Source organism: Streptococcus sp. 2020WUSS089, assembly GCF_044427405.1.
Lineage (GTDB): Bacteria > Bacillota > Bacilli > Lactobacillales > Streptococcaceae > Streptococcus > Streptococcus hashimotonensis.
The window spans coordinates 46,684-67,113 of the sequence record NZ_JAOTGD010000008.1 but is presented as its reverse complement, the minus strand read 5'-3'; the positions used below and the strand labels follow the sequence as shown (position 1 = coordinate 67,113).

The 20,430-nt window shown below is 42.4% G+C and carries 14 protein-coding genes and 1 pseudogene; 10 read left to right on the top strand and 5 right to left on the bottom strand.

The features are described 5' to 3' along the window. Positions 1-89 precede the first annotated feature (89 nt). From ODU46_RS07340 to ODU46_RS07330, 3 genes are read left to right on the top strand one after another with little or no spacing between them, the layout of a single operon-like run. The gene (locus tag ODU46_RS07340) at positions 90-2,195 is read left to right on the top strand and encodes an N-6 DNA methylase (protein WP_398579453.1); all 2,106 of its coding nucleotides are present in this window, start codon (positions 90-92) and stop codon (positions 2,193-2,195) included. Continuing rightward, positions 2,188-3,522, top strand: coding sequence for a restriction endonuclease subunit S (locus ODU46_RS07335; RefSeq protein ID WP_398579452.1), 1,335 nt, complete (start codon positions 2,188-2,190; stop codon positions 3,520-3,522). Before ODU46_RS07340 ends, ODU46_RS07335 begins: the two co-directional genes overlap by 8 nt. After that, positions 3,523-4,413: a hypothetical protein gene (locus tag ODU46_RS07330; protein WP_398579451.1), complete on the top strand. Its 891-nt coding sequence runs from the start codon at positions 3,523-3,525 to the stop codon at positions 4,411-4,413. A 273-nt stretch (positions 4,414-4,686) separates the two neighbouring features. On the opposite strand, the pseudogene ODU46_RS07325 reads toward ODU46_RS07330, so the two are convergent. Next, a pseudogene (locus ODU46_RS07325) lies at positions 4,687-4,806 on the bottom strand (putative holin-like toxin); the annotation flags it as partial. 319 nt (positions 4,807-5,125) lie between these two features. On the opposite strand from ODU46_RS07325, the gene ODU46_RS07320 reads away from it, so the two are divergent. Continuing rightward, complete coding sequence (locus ODU46_RS07320) at positions 5,126-6,031, top strand: Fic family protein (RefSeq protein WP_395315038.1); 906 nt, start codon at positions 5,126-5,128, stop codon at positions 6,029-6,031. A gap of 25 nt (positions 6,032-6,056) precedes the next feature. Next, positions 6,057-9,026 (top strand): type I restriction endonuclease subunit R, encoded by a 2,970-nt coding sequence (locus ODU46_RS07315; RefSeq protein ID WP_398579450.1) that lies wholly within the window; start codon positions 6,057-6,059, stop codon positions 9,024-9,026. Positions 9,027-9,402: 376 nt separating this feature from the next. On the opposite strand, the gene pflB is transcribed toward ODU46_RS07315, so the two are convergent. After that, a complete protein-coding gene (pflB, locus tag ODU46_RS07310; RefSeq protein WP_044684841.1) occupies positions 9,403-11,748 on the bottom strand; it encodes a formate C-acetyltransferase in 2,346 nt (781 codons plus the stop codon). A gap of 315 nt (positions 11,749-12,063) precedes the next feature. Between pflB and dinB the strand changes: the two genes are divergently transcribed. From dinB to ODU46_RS07285, 5 genes are all read left to right on the top strand, one after another. Continuing rightward, entirely contained in the window at positions 12,064-13,131 is a 1,068-nt protein-coding gene (gene dinB, locus ODU46_RS07305; protein ID WP_014637367.1) for a DNA polymerase IV, read from the top strand. A 42-nt stretch (positions 13,132-13,173) separates the two neighbouring features. Further along, entirely contained in the window at positions 13,174-13,593 is a 420-nt protein-coding gene (locus tag ODU46_RS07300; RefSeq protein WP_015646348.1) for an Rrf2 family transcriptional regulator, read from the top strand. A gap of 242 nt (positions 13,594-13,835) precedes the next feature. Next, the gene (locus ODU46_RS07295) at positions 13,836-14,462 is read left to right on the top strand and encodes an NAD(P)-dependent oxidoreductase (RefSeq protein WP_044675642.1); all 627 of its coding nucleotides are present in this window, start codon (positions 13,836-13,838) and stop codon (positions 14,460-14,462) included. A gap of 105 nt (positions 14,463-14,567) precedes the next feature. Then, entirely contained in the window at positions 14,568-15,488 is a 921-nt protein-coding gene (locus ODU46_RS07290) for a 1-phosphofructokinase family hexose kinase (protein ID WP_398579449.1), read from the top strand. Positions 15,489-15,535: 47 nt separating this feature from the next. After that, positions 15,536-16,174 carry an endonuclease III domain-containing protein gene (locus ODU46_RS07285; protein WP_164503894.1) on the top strand — a complete coding sequence of 213 codons (639 nt, stop codon included), beginning with the start codon at positions 15,536-15,538 and terminating at the stop codon, positions 16,172-16,174. A 167-nt stretch (positions 16,175-16,341) separates the two neighbouring features. On the opposite strand, the gene ODU46_RS07280 is transcribed toward ODU46_RS07285, so the two are convergent. The 3 genes from ODU46_RS07280 to rnhC all read right to left on the bottom strand — a co-directional run bounded on the left by ODU46_RS07280 (position 16,342) and on the right by rnhC (position 20,417). Further along, the gene (locus ODU46_RS07280) at positions 16,342-18,825 is read right to left on the bottom strand and encodes an ATP-dependent RecD-like DNA helicase (RefSeq protein ID WP_205041334.1); all 2,484 of its coding nucleotides are present in this window, start codon (positions 18,823-18,825) and stop codon (positions 16,342-16,344) included. A gap of 62 nt (positions 18,826-18,887) precedes the next feature. Beyond that, a complete protein-coding gene (gene lepB / locus ODU46_RS07275; RefSeq protein WP_024402030.1) occupies positions 18,888-19,517 on the bottom strand; it encodes a signal peptidase I in 630 nt (209 codons plus the stop codon). Between the two features lie 9 nt (positions 19,518-19,526). Beyond that, the gene (gene rnhC / locus ODU46_RS07270; protein WP_205041333.1) at positions 19,527-20,417 is read right to left on the bottom strand and encodes a ribonuclease HIII; all 891 of its coding nucleotides are present in this window, start codon (positions 20,415-20,417) and stop codon (positions 19,527-19,529) included. Between the last annotated feature and the right edge of the window lie 13 nt (positions 20,418-20,430).

The window sequence follows — 20,430 nt, the reverse complement described above, 5'->3', positions numbered from 1 at the left end:
ATTAGAATGAAAGTGACCCTGCATTTGAATGTAGGGTCCTATTTTTTGGTATAATAGTAGTATATTTTTTGATTATTCTAGGAGAAATTATGGTCGATATAAAAGGGAAACTCCCTCTGTTTCAAGCAAATGATGTCAACATCAGTAAGGATGTCAATTTAGTCTGGTCTATTGCAAACACCCTACGAGGTGCTTACCGAGCGGATAAGTACCGTGATGTCATTATTCCCATGTTTGTATTGGCTCGCTTGGAAGCTGCCCTTTTACCAACCAAGGAAAAAGTGTTGGCTCAGTTCCAGTCGAATCCGTCAACACCAGAGAAAATCTTTGAGTCTCTTACAGGCTATAAATACTACAATACCAGCAAGCATACACTAAAGAATCTCTTGAACGAACCCGATGCTATCAAGGATAACTTTTTGGATTACCTAGATGGTTATTCCAAACGAGTCAAGGATATTATCGAGAATTTGAAATTTAAGGAGCAGGTGGATACCTTGGCAAGTACAGGGCGTCTCTTTACAGTAGTGAAGAAATTCTCGGAACTTGATTTATCACCAAGTTCCATTGATTCTATGCGGATGGGCTATATGTTTGAGGATATTATCCGCCGCTTTTCTGAAAACGAGGAGGCAGGTTCTCACTACACACCAAGGGAAGTCATTGCCCTCATGGTCAACCTGCTTTTGATGGAGGCAGATGAAGAGCTATTTGTTGATAATAAGGAGATTAAAGTTTTAGATATGGCGGCAGGTACAGGTGGTATGCTGGCAACTGCCAAAAGCTATATTCAACAGCTCAATCCCAAGGTTAATGTTCGCTTGTTTGGTCAAGAGTATCTGGCTGAAACCTACGGTATTGGCAAAGCGGATATGCTGATTCGTCAGGAAGAGTCGGATTACTTTGTTAAGGCGGATACGCTCAAGGATCCAGATCCGTTTTATGATAAGAAGATGAACTTTGTCATTGCCAATCCACCCTTTGGTCAGTCTTGGGGAGGTAAGGATGCGGATGACGGAGTAGAGCAGGCGGTCAAGGATGATCAGGCTCTCTTTGAGTCGACAGAAGGCAGGGAAGGTCGTTTCGTCAACACCCCTACCACAGGGGATGCTCAGTTGCTCTTCCATCTACATGCTTTGGCGAAGTTGGAGGAAAATGGCAGAGCTGCTATCATTTCAAACGGTTCACCCCTATTCTCAGGTGGAACGACATCTGGGGAAAGTCAAATCCGCCGTTATATCTTAGAAAATGATTTGTTGGAGGCCATTGTTGCCCTCCCAGGTCAATTTTTCTACAATACTGGAATCGGTATCTATATATGGCTTTATAATAAGGATAAGAGTCCAGAAAGACAAGGTAAGGTCCAATTTATCGATGCGACCAATGAATTTGTTCCCTTGCGGAAATCACTGGGACAAAAACGCCGCGAATTGTCACAGGACAATATCAAGGATATTCTCAAGAGGTACCATGACTTTGAGGAAAATGACCGTGTGAAAATCTTTGACAGCAAGGAATTTCTTTATAAAGAATACCTGGTTATGCAGCCCTTACAACGTCGTGGAGAAATTACAGAGAAAAGCCTGGAAAGTGTCCAGTCGGTCCAGTTTTTTGCCAAGCTCTTTGATGAGTACAAGTACCAAGAATTACTGGAAATGGAGCCACGTACAGCCAAACAGGATAAGGAATTGCAAAAGCTTGAAGAAGGTAGGGAAAAGCAAGAGGAAATTCTCCAAGCCCTCCGTCAAGGTCTGTCGGAAACTACCTATCCAAACTTTGAGACCTTTACAGCCACACTGAAAGACCTCTTGTCAGAAGTCAAGCTGACCCCAGCCAATCTCAACGCTCTAGCCCTTGCTATGAGTGAGATGGACAAGACAGCTGAGGTTATCACAACTAAGAAGAAAGACAAGCTGGGTGAGATTGCGGACGGTATCGTCTATGACAAGACTACTAAGGATTCTGAGATTGTCAAGCTCTCGGAAGAAGTAGAAGCTTATTTTGAACGGGAAGTCTATCCTCATGTTCCAGATGCTCACTACTGGTGGGAGGAAAGCAAGCTAGGAGCAGAAATCCCCTTTACCCGCTATTTCTACCAATATCAAGCCCCAGAAAAGGCGGAAGACCTGCTCAAACAATTCTATGACCTAGAAGACCAACTACAAGCACTCTTGGAGGACCTCAAACATGACTAGGATGAAAGATAGTGGTATCGAGTGGATTGGGGAAGTACCAGAGGAGTGGGGGCTGAAACCTATAAAATATTTAGTTTCTACTCCTGTTACGGATGGACCTCATGAAACCCCCACCCTTTATGATGAAGGAATCCCGTTTTTGTCTGCAGAATCTGTGAAAAATGGTATTTTAGATTCTCGTTACAAAAGGGGATATATATCTGAGACTGCTCACAAGATTTTTAGTAGGAAAGTAAGTCCTCAAAAAAATGATATTTTCATTGTCAAATCAGGAGCAACAACTGGTAATGTTGGTATAGTCACTACTGATGAAATTTTTGATATTTGGTCTCCTCTTGCATTGGTAAGGACGAGGAGTGATTTGGCAAATCAAAAGTTTGTATATTACTTTATGTTGTCAGATGCGTTTACTAAACAAATTCAAAATAAATGGTCTTTTGGAACGCAACAAAATATTGGAATGGGAGTCATTGAGAAAATTAAACTGGTGGTTCCTCCGTTAGATGAGCAAACCCAAATTGCTAACTTTCTTGACAAAAAAGTCGCTCAACTAGATAGTGTCAAAAGCCTTCTAGAAGAGCAAGTTAAGACCTTGGAAGACTACCGCCAAAGCCTCATTTACGAAACCGTCACAAAAGGATTGGATAAAACCGTTCCCCTAAAAGAATCAGGTGTTGACTGGATAGGACAGATACCAGAAGGGTGGGGAGTGAAGAGATTGAAGAATATACTATCAGACGAAAAGGATAACATGAAAGTAGGCCCGTTTGGCTCAGCGCTTTCAGGGAACGATATTAAGAGTTTGGGTAAAAAATGGGTATATAATCAGAGAACAGTTCTAGATAATAATTTTATTACTACAGATTCTTTTATTGATGATACAAAATGGGAAGAATTAAAAAGTTTTTCTGTTAAGGCTGGTGATGTGTTATTGACAACCCGTGGTACAATTGGAAAAATTGCAATTGTACCAGAAAATAATCAAGTTGGGATTATTCATCCATGTTTAATTAGGTTTAGACTGAATGAAGGCATGTTGAGTGGAGAACTCTTAAAATATATTTTTAATGATACTGATCTGGTTAAGAACCAGTTGCACTATCTAAGTAATAGTACAACAATTGATGTAATATATTCCTATAATTTAAAAAATATTTTCCTGCCAGTAATCCCTGAGAGTGTGCAGAACAAAATAACAGATTTTTTAAAACGAGAAATAGCAAGAATCAATCAAATGATTGCTATTAAAAAAGAACAAATCGAAAATATCAACAAACAACGACAAACACTGATTTATGATGTTGTGACAGGGAAAAGGAGGGTGTAGATGGAGCACGAAAACTACAGCTATTCTTTGAGGTGGGTCTTTGATGCTCAAGAGCTTCATGAAATTGATGCAAAAACTCTACTAAAGTCTGAGCAAGCACTGATAGAGTACATACATTGTCTCTCAAAAGAGCTTAATCTTTCCTTGGAAATGAAAGTTAAAGCAAGAAAAGAAGGTAGTTTTGAGACAGAGCATATTGTAGAGTTTTTATCTCAAAATAGAGATGTTATCTTAGTGTTTTTGACAGTTGCATTTAATAAATTTTTCGCGCCAAATCCAAAACCTAAAGATAGTAATGTGTCAAGAACGCAACTATTAGTTGATATTCAAGAAAAAATTAATAGTAATTCTTTAACTTTGGAACAGGCTGAAGCATTTATTGAGTCATCGGGTTTCTCTAGGAAGCAAAAAAATGCTTTTTTCAAAGTTAACAAGGCAAATAACACGATTAAGGCAATTGAAGTTAAGCAGGAGTCGAAAGTCACTAGAACTATAAAGAGGGAGGACTTCTCAGATTATATTATTGAGTCAACTAATGATGAGAACATTTTATATGATTCAAAAATTTATATCATTTCTCCAGTAATTGTTAAAGGTAGTAATGAACTTTGGTCAGGTGAATTTGAGGGTGAAAAAATAAGATTTTATGTCAAAGATAAAGAATTTCTAGAGAAGTCACAGAACAAGGTTATTTCTTTTAACACAGGCTTTTTTATCATTTGTAATTTACGAAAATCTCTTAAAATCATTGACGGCAGAGAACAAATCAAATGGGATGTAATGGAAGTTAGTAGCTATGCAACAAATGAAAAACATATTTTTGAATTTAATCATACTAATCGAATTGGTAAGAATAATATAGTTGATGGACAATTGACATTGTTTGATTGATGTATATCAATTTGATATTCTTCCTTTCTCCTTTCTCCTTTCTCCTTTCTCCTTTCTCCTCTATCCTTCCGAACTGTACTAGAATAAGCACCAGTTTAGTTAGGAGCTCTGACTGCCAAATAGGACCTCGTTTGACTATTTTTCCTAGTTAGGTTATAATGAGAATAGAAAAGGGTAGTTGCACTCACAACTACCCAATGCAGAACCGTTTAAGACGGTGACTAGTTTTATAATTACTAAAAAATAATCGTCAACCGGTCAAAGTTTAGACGGTTATTTTTTATTGCTCATTTTTACGATGACAATCACTAAGCCAATAAGGGAGAGTAGGAAACTACCGAATCCCAGCATCAGTTGCATCGTCTCGTAAACTGACAACAATCTGCTCCTTTCTGTTAGATTTTGATGAGTTGCTCATAGGCACCACCTACCTTTCAGAAATTAGAGCCACCGTCTTCGAGAGGTTATTATGCTTTAGGAACATAATAACCTCCCTTCCCATTTGGGGAAACTCTTCTGCATAAATAATTATAGCATACCTACATAGAAAATAGACGAATTTTTGATGACTAATTATTCTGTCAAAATTATTACGCTATCCCTATCCTTCCGAAAATCTGCTAAACATCCTTCCGTTTGTCGTCTATCCTTCCGAACTGTGCTATAATAGTATTAGAAACAAGACTGTTTTGGTTAGAAGGAGAGGTGTCCTATGTATATGTCTGTCAAGCAGGCGGCGGAGCTCTGGGGGATTTCAGACCGCCGTGTTCGTGACTTGTGTAGTCAGGGAAAGGTGGAAGGTGCTATCCGTGAGGGGCATTTATGGAAGATTCCCCAAGATGCTCCAAAGCCAGTTGATGGTCGTTATAAAAGGGTGGAAAGCCTCCTGCCCTTGATTGATGAAAAGATGGCAAGGTTAGCGACGCTTCGTCCCTTGACCAGAGGTGAGGTTGAGCGGCTCAATGAAGAATTTACAGTGGAGTTCACTTATAATTCCAATGCTATTGAGGGCAATACCCTGACCCTGCGTGAGACGGACATGGTTTTGCGTGGGTTGACCATTGACCAGAAACCCTTGAAGGATCACCTTGAGGCTATTGGTCATAGGGAAGCTTTTGAATACGTACAGACCTTGGTGGCAGAAGATACTCCCTTGACGGAGCAGGTTGTAAAGGATATTCACTATCTGGTTTTGTCCGATAAGAAGGACGATAGGGGTGTCTATCGAAAGGTGCCCGTTCGTATCATGGGTGCTGCAAACGAACCTGCCCAGCCCTTTATGATCCGTCCCTTGATGGAGCAGTGGCTGGCGAACTATGCTCAAAGTCAGGAAAACATCGTGACCAAGATGGCTCGTTTTCACATTGCCTTTGAAAGCATTCATCCCTTTATTGATGGCAATGGTCGGACTGGACGGCTCTTGGTCAACTTGGAGCTGATGAAGGCTGGCTACCCTCCCATTGATATTAAATTTTCAGATCGATTAGCCTATTATCAGGCCTTTGATGACTTCCATTCTAAGGGAAACCTGTCAGCAATGGAAGATTTGTTTGCGCGCTATTTGAACGAGAGATTGGATATGTATCTGTCTATTCTCTCCCTCGATGATATAGAGTAAGTGCTAGGAAGAATAAGGAATACCTATGGCTCATTTTGACCTTACAGAACGTTATGATTTTCAGCAGTGGATTATCACGGATTTAGAAACAGAAAATGGTTTTATTCACAGACCGCAGAGCAAGTATAATCAACGCTTGGCAATGGATACAGACATCTTGTGGGAGTTTCTGCGAGCAACCCAAGAAGACGAGATGGATTATCTCTTGAAGAAGTTGGACAAAGAGGTTATTCTCAACTTGATTAACCAAGAAATTATCAAGGGAGGTCTTCTCTTTGCCTTGAAGTCGGGGGTTTACATTGAAAATAAACAATTGAAACTGGTCTATCCCAAGCCTGCCACTTCCTTTAATGCCAAGGCAGTTAAGCGGTATGAGCAAAATTGTTTTACGGTTATGGAAGAGGTTGTCTACAAGGATAAGGAACGTGTAGACTTGGTTATCTTTCTGAACGGCCTAGCTATTTTTGCTATTGAGTTGAAGCTCAATTCCAGTGGTCAATCGGTAGATGATGCAGTTCGTCAGTTAAAAAAGCGAGATAGCAAGAATCGTTTGTTTAAGTTTAATGCGGGCGTTTTGGCTTCTTTCGCAGTAGATACCTTGGAAGTCTACATGACGACTGAAATCAAGGGACAAGATACTTATTTCCTTCCCTTCAATATGGGGAAAGGTGAGGGAGTTGACCAGGGGGCTGGAAATCCGCACAATGAATCTGGTCCAGACACAGCCTATTTTTGGAAAGAAGTGCTGACCAAGGACAGTATTCTTCAGTTGATTGAACGCTTTATCTTTTTGAAGGTTGATCGGGATAAAAAAGGCAAGAAAACGCTGATTTTCCCTCGTTACCAGCAAAGACGAGCTGTAAACCGTGTACTAGAGGATATGAAGGTCAATCACACCGTTAGTAATTACCTGATTCAACACTCGGCAGGGTCAGGTAAGACTAATACGATTGCTTGGTTGGCCCATAGTTTAGTCAGTCTGCATGACAACGAAGACCGAAATGTTGTAGACACGGTCTTGATTGTAACAGATAGGATTGTTGTGGACAGACAACTACAAGATGCTGTTCAGGCTATCCAGCATCAGCCTGGGGTTATCAAGGTGATGGATGACAAGGCAACTTCCAGTGACTTGGCAGACGCCTTGGCTGGAAATACCAAGATTATCGCAACAACCATTCATAAATTTGCCCAAATCAATAAGTCAGATTGGATGACAGCTGGTCCAACTGCCCAGAAAAGATTTGCCATTCTGATTGATGAAGCCCACAGTTCGACGACGGGCTCCTATATGAGTGCTGTCAGTCAAGTTTTGACAGAAACAGATGTTGAAGACGGGACGATTGATGAGGTGCAGGAGGTTTCAGTGGCGGATGCCATCGAACAAGAAATCGCTCGGACAGGAAAGCAAGGCAACATTTCGATCATCGCTTTTACAGCTACGCCTAAAGCGACAACCCTCCAGTTGTTTGGAAAAACCTTACCAGATGGTTCAAAAGGTCCTTTTGATGTCTACTCTATGAAACAGGCTATCCAGGAAGGCTTTATTCTGGATGTCTTAAATAACTATACTACTTACAAGACTTACTACAAATTGAATAAGGCTGTTGAGGAGGATCCTCAGTTTAAAACAGGTCTTGCGAAGAGAAAGATTGCCAAGTTTATCGAGTTATCGGATGAAAATATTGACCAGAAAGTTGAAATCATCATGGACCATTTCATCAGTCATGACATTATGGCTGAGTTGGGCGGTCAAGGTAAAGCTATGATTGTTACATCGGGTCGTGAAGCAGCAGTCAAGTATCAAAAGTCCTTTAAACGTTATTTCAAAGAGCATCATATCACCAGTATTGGGGCTTTAGTTGCTTTTTCAGGTAAGGTGAGTATGGATGATCAGGATTATACTGAGGCTCTGATGAACGGAATTGCGGAAGACAAGCTTAAAGAGAGATTTGATACAGATGATTATCAGGTCTTGATCGTGGCCAATAAATACCAAACAGGTTTTGACCAACCGAAATTGGTGGCTATGTATGTAGATAAAAAGTTGCGAGATGTAGCAGCTGTACAAACTCTATCTCGCCTCAATCGTATTGTGGGAGGTTACAATAAGAAAACCTTTGTATTGGACTTTAAAAATACCTATGAGGATATAAACAAGGCTTTCTCTCCTTACTATAAGGAAACGATTTTGGCAGAAACCATTACGCCAAGTGATGTATTTGACTTGGTACGTAAGATAGATGAATGTGGCATTCTTGACAGTGATGTTATCCATGAGTTTAATCAGTTCCTATATCAAGAGAAACGCTCTAGTCGGGATAAGCAGAAGATGACAGCGTTGTTGAATAAAGGTTGCAGTCGTGTTCGGGAGTTTGATGCGAAGGAGCAGTTGGAAATCAAAAAAGTTTTCCGAGGTTTTCTTCGAATGTATACTTTTCTGATTCAAGCTACTGCCTATCAAAATGAGGTTCTGCATGAGCGTTATAATTATCTACAAGAATTAGTTAAGATGATTGATGTTCGGCTTGGTGGGACGGATTTTACCATTGCGGATAAGATTGTGGTTGACTACATGAAGCACAAGCAAACAGGTGTCCATACCGTAGCTGACTTGGAAGGAGAATATACTCTTTCGCTTAATAAACCTAAAATCGGACCTATTGATGAAGAACAGGAAAAACGTCTTTCAGAGATTATTGATGAAATCAATGAGCAACTTGATTTGACGATTGATCCTCAAATCGGTGTTAGCGGAGCAGTTTCTATTCGTGAACTCATGAAGAAAAATGAGAAACTCAAGCAGTCTGCCAAGGTAAATTCTCGTGAAGATTTCGAGTTTTCTTTTGAGGATGAGATTGATAATGCTTTGACTGAGGGTTATATGCAAAATCAAGATTTTTTTGGAGTCCTGCTTAATAACGATGATTTTAAAAAGAGAATTGCCAAGCTTTTTATAGACGATGTTTATAGAAGTTTGAAGGATGACAAATGATGATCCCTGTTTAACAGGGATTTTTTTATGAACTGCTTCTGTATCCTTCCGCAACACTCAGAAAATTTTTCGACATAGTATAGTATTTTAGTACTAGGCAACGAGCCGCAGGCATAACTCAATGCTTTCTTATTTCTAGGCATTGACTTGCTGAGGTACTTCGCTTTTTTGTTTTCAGGCTCAGGTACGAATAGTCCACCGGACTATTCGTATCCCCCAGACTGTTGCAATCAGGCAAGGTGAGTTCAAACACTCCAGTGGAGTGTTTGAAGTTGGAAATAAGGAAACAAAGTTTCCTCATTCGTCGACGTAATAAAAGATAAACTAAATGACGATAAAAAGGACCTGCATTGCAAGTCCTTTTGTGTTTGCTTGATTAAGCTTGGCCTGAAACTTCAGCAGCGTGGTCGTCCATTGAAAGAACTTCGTGGAAGACACGTTGAGTCAATTCAGTTTTTTGCTCCTTAGTGAGGTATTTAGTGTTTACGCAGTATCCAGAGATACGAACGATGACATCTTCACCTGCCATAATCTTGTCATAAACGTCGTTCAAGTCCATAACGTTCAAGTTCACGTGTTGACCACCTTGTTCGAAGTATCCGTCAAGGATTGTCACCAAGTTGTTCACTTGCTCATCGAATGTTTTACCAAGAGCTTTTGGTGAAACTTGAGTTGTCAATGAGATACCGTCGTTGGCATGTTTGAAGTTGAGTTTAGAAAGAGTATTCAAGTTTTGCAACCAACCACCACGAGATTTAGAAGTTGGGTTGGCACCTGGTGGGAAGAATTCCACTTTAGAAGTGTTAACAGAACCATCTTCGTTGAGGAATACACCACGGTGAACTGGTGAGTTAGCTGTTTGTTTAGAGTAAGCAACGTTTGAAGTGATTGTCAAGATAGACACAGTTGCTTCAGCATTCTTGTACAATTTGTGCTTGTTCAAGCGAGAGAAGAATGCTTCCATGAGCCATTTCGCGATGTCATCTACACGGTCGTCGTCCTCACCATAACGTGGGAAGTCGCCAGTTACTTCGTAGTCGTAGATGAAGCCATCTTCGTCACGGATTGGTTTCACTTGTGCGTACTTGATAGCAGACAATGAGTCAACAGTATTTGCGAAGCCACAGATACCGAAGCCCATGTTTGCACGAAGGTGAGTTGGCAAGAATGCCATTTGAACTGCTTCATAGTTGTACTTGTCAGTCATGTAGTGGATGATGTTCATTGCATCTACATAAGTGTCAGTCAACCAGTCAAGGGCTTTTTCAAAGTTGGCAATAACTTGATCGTAGTCAAAGAATTCAGAAGTATTTGGTTCAACACCATCGAACACTTTGTAATCTTTGTGAACATCGTCGTAGCCGTTGTTCCAGCTTGAAAGAAGAGCTTTAAGAACGTTAACACGAGCACCGAAGTACTGAATGTTGTGGCGTTGGTCTTCGCTTTCTGGATCAAGTGGAGATACACAGCAAGAGATACATGACATTTCGCCATAACCATCTTTCGCCATTGTTGTCACACCTTCGTATTGGATAGAAGAGTGTTTGTGGCTCATTGCCATACAGTAGCGACGGAATGAATATGGAAGTTGGTCTGACCAAAGAACTGTTAAGTTTGGTTCTGGAGAGTTACCGATGTTGTCAAGTGTGTTCAAGAAACGGTAGTCCATCTTAGTAACACGGTGACGACCATCGTTACCCATACCTGCCATAGATGTTGTCAAGAATGTTGGGTCACCAGAGTAGATTTCGTCGAAGGCTTTTGTACGAGCGAATTTCACTGTACGAAGTTTCAATACGAAGTCATCAACAAATTCTTGGATTTCAGATTCAGTAAATGTACCACGAGCCAAGTCACGCTCTGCATAGATGTCAAGAACAATCGGCACACGACCAAGAGAAGTTGCGGCACCGTTGATAACACGACATACTGCCATGAAGGCGATGTTTGTCCATTGGATAGCTTCTTTCGTGTTCATCGCAGGTTTGCGAACATCAACACCGTACAAGTCACCTAAGCGTACAACTTGTTGCAATGCTTGGTATTGAAGGTTGATTTCTTCACGAAGACGGATTGATTCTTCATCGATTTCAGTAATCGCATTCCAGTCAGCTACTTTTTCTTCCATCAAGTAGTCTGCACCGTAAAGTGCCAAACGAGCGTACATACCGATGATACGACCACGTGAGTATGCATCTGGGAGACCAGAAACGTGGTGTGAGTGGCGAGCACGACGGATGTCAGCGGTGTAGGCACGGAAGATACCGTCGTTTACAGTTGTAGCGTGTTTTGTATAGATTTCATGAAGGAGTGGGTCTGGAGTATAGCCGTTTTCGATAAGAGTTGTTTCAGCCATACGAATACCACCACGTGGCATGAAATTGAGTTTGAAGAGCTCATCGTTTTGGATACCGAAGATGAGTTCGTTCTCTTTATCGATGAAACCTGCTGGAATATCAGCGATAGAAGTAGCACGATCTACGTCCATTGGGAAGCGAGTGTCTTCGTAGCCAGCTTTTGTTTCTTCGATGATTTTTTTGATATGAAGTGAACGCTCAGTTGGGCCTGCGAGGAAGCTTTCATCTCCATCGTATGGAGTGTAGTTGGCTTGAACGAAGCGTGTTACACTTGCCTTATCTTGCCAATCTGTACCTTTAAAGCCTTCCCAGGCTTGGGCGAAAATGTCTTCAGCAACATTTTTTGTTTTAACTTTTGTTGACATGAGGGTTCTCCTTTTATGCTTTTGGGTATCGACTTTGTATCAATACCAACATGTCATCATTATACCATTTGAAAACACTTTCTACAAGACAAAAATACTTGAAAATAAATGAAAAACCTTTCAAGGAATATGAAAAAACTTGAAAGACAGAGTTGGCATTTTCAAAGTGAATTTCTGCTTGTATTTGTAATAAGGTGATAAGCTGTCGTTTATTGTATTGGTAAGATGGCTGGTGCAACGAATCTAAAGGCTGAAACTTCCTAAGAAATGCGGTATAATATAGCGAGTTAAACTTGTAAACAGGAAGAGGCAGTCATGTTAATTTTTCCCTTAATCAATGATTTATCTAGAAAAATTATTCATGTAGATATGGATGCTTTTTTTGCTGCTATTGAGGTCAGGGATAATCCTGCTTTGAAGGGCAAACCTGTTATCATTGGGGCTGACCCAAGACTATCTGGCGGTAGAGGAGTGGTGTCTACCTGTAATTATGAGGCGCGTGCCTTTGGGATTCACTCGGCTATGTCCTCAAAAGAGGCCTATGAGCGTTGTCCTCAGGCGATTTTCATTTCTGGCAATTATGAAAAATATCAGGAAGTTGGGCGACAGGTTCGAGAAATTTTCCATCGCTATACTGATTTGGTGGAGCCCATGTCTATCGATGAGGCTTACTTGGATGTAACAGAAAATAAGTTGGGCATCAGCTCTGCGGTTAAGATTGCCAAGCTTATCCAATACGATATTTGGAATGAATTGCATCTGACAGCTTCCGCAGGTGTTTCCTATAATAAATTTTTGGCAAAAATTGCCTCTGATATGGAAAAACCGCACGGTTTGACCTTGATTCTACCTGAAGATGCTGTTGGTATTCTCGCCTCCCTGCCTGTTGAAAAATTTCACGGTGTGGGGAAGAAGACGGTGGAACGCCTGCATGAGATGGGGGTCTACACGGGGCAAGATTTGCTAGATGTACCAGAAATGGTTTTGATAGATAGATTTGGGCGTTTTGGCTTCGACCTTTATCGGAAAGCGAGGGGCATTTCTAATTCGCCCGTTAAAGTGGACCGTGTTCGTAAGTCAATTGGAAAGGAAAGGACCTATCGCAAACTTCTTTATCGGGAGGAGGATGTCCTGAAAGAGCTAATCAGTCTTTGCCAACGGGTCGCAGCCAGTTTGAAGCGAAATGGAAAAAAGGGGCGAACAATTGTTTTAAAGGTACGTTATGGTGATTTTTCTACCTTGACGAAACGTCATAGTCTAGAGGTGTATACGGACCAGACGGAAACGATTGAGAAAGAGGTTCGTCAACTAATTGAAGAAATTGGGAAGATTGAAAAAGGGATTCGTTTGCTGGGTGTGACCGTGACTAATTTTCAAACTTGAGTTCTGTTTCAGTCTATGATAGACTGAAAAAAAGGAGAAGAGATGCAAATTTCAAGTAGATTTACCATTGCCAGCCATATCTTGGTTCTCTTGGCTCTGGAAGGAGAAAAAGAAAAACAGACCAGTACTAGCATTGCAGGCAGTGTCGGGGTTAATCCTGTCATTATCCGAAATATTTTGTCCCAACTCAAGGAGGCTGGTCTGGTAGAAGTAGCGCGTGGTGTTGGAGGTGCTCGCTTGGCACAGGGTCCAGACCAGATTACACTTTTGCATGTCTATCAGGCTGTGGAGTTATTTGGAGAAAAAGGTCAATTATTCGCTTTTCATGAGCAACCGAATCCTTCCTGCCAAGTAGGTCGCAATATTCATCCCCTGCTAGATAGCCGTTTGGAAAATGCTCAGTCGGCTTTGGAAAATGAACTTGCTAAGACAAGGCTTGCTGATCTCTTGGCGGAACTATAGTCGTTTTATTAGGTCGACGGACGTAAGGAGAAACTTTGTTTCCTTATTTCCTACTTCAAACACTCCACTGGACTGTTGAAGTAATCTGTAGAGTGTTGCCCTAGCACTAAAAGACTAGTTAGTGAATCATCCTTGTGATGATTTTTTTAATTTTTGAGTTGTAACAATTGACTTTACAATCAAAAAGATTTATACTTACGTTGTAAATGAAGTTATTACAACGAAACAAGTGAGGTATCAATATGAAAATTGCTATTATTGCAGCGAATGGTCAAGCAGGTCAAACTATTGCAAAGGAAGCAGTAGAACGTGGTCATCAGGTGACGGCTATTGTCCGTTCTGAAAACAAGAGCGTAGCCCAAGAAGTAATCCAGAAGGATGCTTTTGCTCTTACCAAAGAAGATTTGGCTGGTTTTGATGTAGTAGTCAATGCTTTTGGTGCTTGGACACCAGAAACCTTGCCGGATCACGCTCGTCTTGCTGAGCATCTAGCGACCATCCTTGCTGGTAGTCCAACTCGTCTTTTAGTAGTTGGTGGTGCAGGCAGTCTTTATTTAGACGAGAGCCAGACAGCTATGCTGAAAGATACTCCAGATTTCCCTGCGGAATACCTGCCAATCGCTGAGGCTATGGGTGCTGGTCTAGACCTCTATCGTCAGGCGACAGCGGTCAACTGGACCTATATCAGCCCAGCAGCCGATTTTGATGCAGAAGGTCAAAAAGCAGGTGCCTACACTTTGGCTGGCGAGGTTTTCCAAGTCAATGCCCAAGGTGAAAGCTATATTAGTTATGCCGACTATGCTGTGGCTTTGGTTGACATTGCGGAAAAAGGTGGCTACCAGCAGGAACGAATTTCCGTACTTGCATAAAAAATTTAAATGGTCTAAAAGATAGTTCCCATCGAGGAATTATCTTTTTATTTCTGCTTATATATAGTATAATAATATAAACAAAAAACCAAAAAGGAGACCGTCATGATTCACTTGATTTGTCCCAATCCAGCCCTAGACCGCACGCTTCTTGTGGAAAAGATTGAAAAGAATATTCCCCTGAGACCGACGGAAGTGAGGGATTATCCTGGTGGAAAAAGCTTTAACGTGGCCTATGCACTTCGAGAAAATGGAGTGACAGACTATACTATCCATACCATTTTAGGTGGGCAGATTGGTCGCTACATTCAGGAGCTTAATGCTGATGGTGGAAATGCCCTGCGCGTGGTTGAAAATAATCAGAACACAAGAACCTGCAATATTTACGTTGAAACCAGTACAGGCGATGTCGTTCTTTTCTATGAAAAAGGTTTTGAACTAACAGAGGATTTGCTCAACCAATTCACTCAGCAGATTGAAAATAGCCTGCAAGCTGGCGACATCCTAGTCTTTTCAGGTAGTCTGATGAAGGGGATGCCGGATGATTATATTCAGCGGTTTATTGAAAAATACCCAGAGGTTCTGACCATAGTGGACACCAGTGGACCAGCTTTACGTGTGGCTTATCAAGCTAGACCGGCCCTTATCAAAATCAATAATGAAGAGCTGAAAGATATTTATCCAGAGCTGGATGAAGAAAGTCCTGAAGCTATTTTAGGTATTCTGAAAGAAGTGACTCCTCATGAGAACATCATCATTACCATGGGAGGTAAGGGTAGTCTAGCTAAGATTGGTCAGCGCTTCTTCCGTATCCAGTCTCCAAAGAAAGAAACACGAAATCCCATTGCGGCAGGGGATTTCTACTTGGGCTTGCTAGTCAAGGGCATCAGCCAAGGGCAAGACCCAGAAATCTTCTTGAGAGAAGCGGCAGCCTTTGCGACAGCTAATTGTTTGAATTATTTTCCAGAGGTATTGTCTGAACAGTTTGAAGTGATTGTAGATACAATATCACTAGAGGAACTGTAGTGTTGTATCCCTTCACTCATCGTGCTATAATGGCAAGGAGAAACAAGGTGAGATGGGGGATAGTAGTGGAACAGTTGACGGTTCTTTACCAAAATTTAAAACGGCGATATGGTGAATTTCACTGGTGGAACGATGAAAATCCCATAAAGGATTTGGTATCTATGATTCTTATCCAGCAAACAACGGAAGCAAATGCCAAGCGTGCTTTGGAACAGTTGGAGGGACGGTTGACAATTCATTCGCTTTTAAAGATGCCTGTGGAGGATTTACAAGAATGCATTCGCCCAGCAGGATTCTTCAAGCAAAAATCGCTCTACATTCGGTCAGTGGTTGAGTGGGCCAATCAGTTCGATGGAGATTTTTCTCGTTTAGATAATGTTGAGACAGCAGTACTCCGAGAAGAGCTGCTGAGCTTGAAGGGGGTTGGTAATGAAACTGCGGATGTTATTTTGCTCTATTTGTGTCGAAGAAGTGTTTTTGTGGCGGATCAATATGCTCTTCGACTATTTAATCGGTTAGGACTTAGTCAGTCTAAGGATTATTTGAGTTTGAGACAGGAATTTACAGAGCAGATAAAAGATTGGTCAGTAAAAGACGCTCAGGAGCTTCATGCACTGATTGATGAACATGGCAAGCAGTTCAGATTAACAAAGGGGCAGCTTGATGAATCATGGTTGATGATATAGTCCATTAGTGTATCTTTTATTACTAAGAAGAGCGAGGAAGCCTCATTTCCGAGTTCAAACGCTCTACTGGACTGTTGAAGTAGCCAGCCTATCGTTGCCTTGTACTAATAAGCAAACGAAACGACTAGAGAAGAGTAAAACCAGCAAATCTACTGACTTGCTGGTTTTTATGCTTTAAAAAACTCTTCAATATCTGCCTGATCTATGCCGATCATGGGGTCGATGGTTAACAGGTTGTCCGCCGTCAGAATATATTCTCTGGGTTGTCCACTTGTTTTTTCTGGCTGGTCTTGGTCAAGAAGGGACAGTTGTTGGCTGTTTTCTGTTACGGGCTCTGTTTGTTTTGGCTTATCTGACTGGGCAGGGGGCTGGGTTTGTGTGGCTGTTTTGCTTTCGTTGTTTTCAGTCAGGCTTTCCTTACTGTCCTGCTCTGCCATTTTCCCTTGGAAACGTGGGACCAGATAGGTTTTTCGGACGGTGCCGGCGTTTTTGACGGCGTAGTCAAAGGCGGAGATTTCGCCTAGGAGGATGAGCTTGCTCTTGGAGCGGGTGATGGCGGTGTAGACCAGGTTGCGCTGGAGCATGCGGTGGCTGGTGCGGGTAATGGGAAGGATGACCACTTGGAACTCACTGCCTTGGGACTTGTGGATGGACATGGCATAGGCCAGGGTAATCTTGTACCATTCGTTACGGGGATAGGTGACCTCGCTACCGTCGAAGTTGATAGTAATCTCGTCCTGCTTGGAGTCGGTGTACTTGGCAGGCAGGAGGTCGGTGATGTAGCCCAAATCACCATTGAAGACATTGGCCTCAGCATCGTTGACTAGGTGGATGACTCGGTCGCCTTGACGAAAGGCCTGCTCGTTGTGGAGGAATTCCAGCTCTCCGTCTTCTAGGGGATTGAGCAGGGCCTGGGTCATGGTGTTGAGCTGGTCAATGCCTGCGGCACCACGGTACATAGGTGCGAGGATTTGGACTTCGTTTGCAGGGATACCTGACTTGATAGCTGCGCCGACAATGCGTTCAATCAGGGCTGGAATTTGTTCGTTTTGTGCTTCAAAATAGGAGCGGTCAGCCTTTTTCTCACGGAAATCGCTAGGCAGGGCCCCTTGGCGAATCTGGCTGGCTAGGGTAACAATAGTCGAATCATCGGATTGACGGTAGATGCGTTCCAGAGTGATGCTGGGTAGCTTGTCGATTTTCAAGAGGTCAGCTAGGACCTGACCGGGGCTGACAGAAGGTAATTGCTCCGCATCGCCGACAATCAGAACTTGGGTCTGGGAGGAGATGTTCTGGAAGAGCTGGTTTGCCAACCAAGTATCTACCATAGAAAACTCATCCACGATGATAAAGTCGGCATCCAAATAATCATCACGGTAGGATTCTTCCTGTCCTTCTACCAGACCGAGATGGCGGTGGATGGTGGCAGAAGGCAGGCCTGTCAATTCATTCATCCGTCTGGCTGCTCGTCCGGTTGGAGCGGCAAGGAGGACAGGACATTCTTCTCGGTTGCGAGTCAGGTCAATCTTATGCAAGATGGCATAGACCGCGATAATTCCGTTGATAACGGTTGTCTTTCCAGTTCCTGGTCCGCCTGTCAGAATGAAAAGCGGATTGGTAATGGCTTGGACAATGGCTTCTTTTTGAATGTCATCGTAGGTTAGGGAAGACATACTTTCCAGCTCTGCTATGGCAGCCTCAACGTCTGCGCGTGGGAAGGGCTTGAAACCATTTTTTCCCATCAGGCGGGTCAGGTTTTTATGGATACCATGTTCGGCAAAGTAGAGGCTGTTGTCAAAAATCTTTGTGCCTTCTTGCTGTACCTTGTCGTCTGCAATCAGTCCCGTCAACTCGTGGGCAACCGCGGCAGGGTCTAGTTCTGTATGGCGGGATTTTTCCAGCAGTTCAAGGGTTGCTTCCAGCAAGTCTCTGGCCTCCACATAGGTATCGCCTGTTTCCATGGAGCGATGAATGAGGCTAAAGAGCATACCTGCCCGAAAGCGTTGGGGGGAATCGCTGGCAATTCCTAGATTTTCCGCAATCCTATCGGCAATGGTAAAGCCGAGCCCCTGGACATCTTCGACCAGTTGATAGGGGTTTTCTTCAATAATCTGAAGTGTTTTTTCCTTATACTGGTCTTGGATTTGAAAGGCCAATTTATTGGGAATGCCATACTCAGCTAGTTTTGCCAAGATCAGCTCGGTGCCATAATTGAGGCGGAGTTTCTCCACAAATGCCTGCATGTTCTTGCTGGATAGGCCTGTGATTTGGGTTAGTTTTTCAGGTTCAGCTAAAATCTTATCAATGGTATCCTCGCCATAGAGCTCAACGATTTTTTCAGCTGTTTTTCGTCCAATTCCCTTGAAATGGTCGCTGGAGAAATACTTAACCAGACCAGCTGAGGTAGGCTTGCTACGTTCGTAGCGAGAAATTTGCAGCTGCTGACCATACTTGGGATGGGTGACCAGATTGCCATAGAAACGATAGTCTTCTCCTTCAATGACATCGGCAATCGTTCCGGTCACAATAATTTCGTAGTCGTCATAGTCTGCGTCAGTTTCCTCGATTTCAAGGAGAAGGATTTTATAAAAATTACTAGGATTTTCAAAAATAATCCGGTCAATAGTACCGGTAACATACACTTCGTTCATAGAGTTTAGTTCCAATAATAATGAAAAGAAGTTTGGAACGGATTGCTCCAAACTTGTTTGTATTAATCAACAGTCCCGATACGATTGAAAGGCCACATGCGAAAGACAACTTCTCCTTTGATGTTTTCACGGGAAAATGTTCCTACACTACGACTATCTAGTGAGACAAGGCGGTCATCTCCCATCAGGTAGTATTGTCCTTCTGGGACTGTCACGGTAAAGTCTACGTAACCATTGGCATCTTGTGTGAAAGCTTCAGCAGATTGGGCCACAGCTTGGAATTGTTTGTTGTAAGAATAGACTTCTTGAAGTTTATCTTTCTGGAATGCAGCGAGATATTCATCTAAGTAAGGCTCGTCCACTTTTTGGTCGTTAACATAGAGGACATCGTTTTCGTAGCGAATAGTGTCACCTGGCATACCAATCACACGTTTGACAATCAGTTTTTCCTTGCCATCGCTGTCTGTCTCGCTGGCTACAACAATATCAAAGCGGTCGATAGAGGTCGTTTTTAGCATGATGAGTTTTTCTTGGTGTTGAAGCGTTGGGTCCATGGAATGGCCATCGACAGAGACAGGATTCCAGATAAAGTAACGACTGGCAAAAAAAGCTGCCATAAACAGTAAAAAGATGCCCCATTCAGCTAAGAAGGCGACTAGTGGTGAGCGTTTTGTTTTTTGGATTGCTCCCATATTTTTTCCTCATTTCAATAATTTTTGTGCTTTTTGCGTATTGGCAAAGTGGAGTTTGGCAGTTTGGTTGAGACCAGCCATGCCATATTGTTTTAAGATGCTTGCTGCGACTTGGTCGGATTTACTGCCCGCACCAGACGGTAGATTCATCCCAACTAGTTGACCAAGCTGGACAAGATTTTCTAAAAACATAGCTCTAGCAATAATAGAAGATACTGCCACAGCCAGATACTTGCCCTCAGCCTTTTCTTCTAGAGTGACGGGGTTGGCAAATTGATTGGCTTCCTTCTTCAAGTACTTTTGATAATTTTGACTGGAAGTGAAGGCGTCAATGACAATCTTCTCAGGCTGGACACCCTTTTGCAAGAGTAGGAAAATAGCCTGATTGTGTAGGGCGACCTTTACAGACACCGCATTGTAGCCTTGCTCGATGACTTCGTTGTATTTTTTCGGTGACAATAGCAGAGCTTGGTGGGGGATTTTCTCTTTTAAGAGAGGGGCGATTTGGCAGATTTTTTGGTCTGTCATTTTCTTGGAATCATCCACACCAAGCGACTTGAGAAAGGCATGGTCTTCTGGGCGGACAAAACTAGCAACGACTGCCAAACCTCCAAAATAAGACCCGTTTCCAACCTCATCTGTACCAATCATGGGCAGGTTTTGACCAGGTATGGTCGTCTGTCCAGACTTTTCTGGCTCATAGCCCCAGAGCCCTGCTTCTTGCTCTGCCATTTCCCCCTGAAAAACGACTTTTCCAGAAGTGTAGATGGACAAGCTGGCACCGGTCAGTTTGAAAAATGCTTCTATGTAAGGATTTTTGCTGGTCTGCCGATAGCGGTCATAGTGAGCCATCATGGCTTGTTTTTGCTGGGTAGATGCCTTTAGTACAACGGTATTCATGTTCTTATTGTAA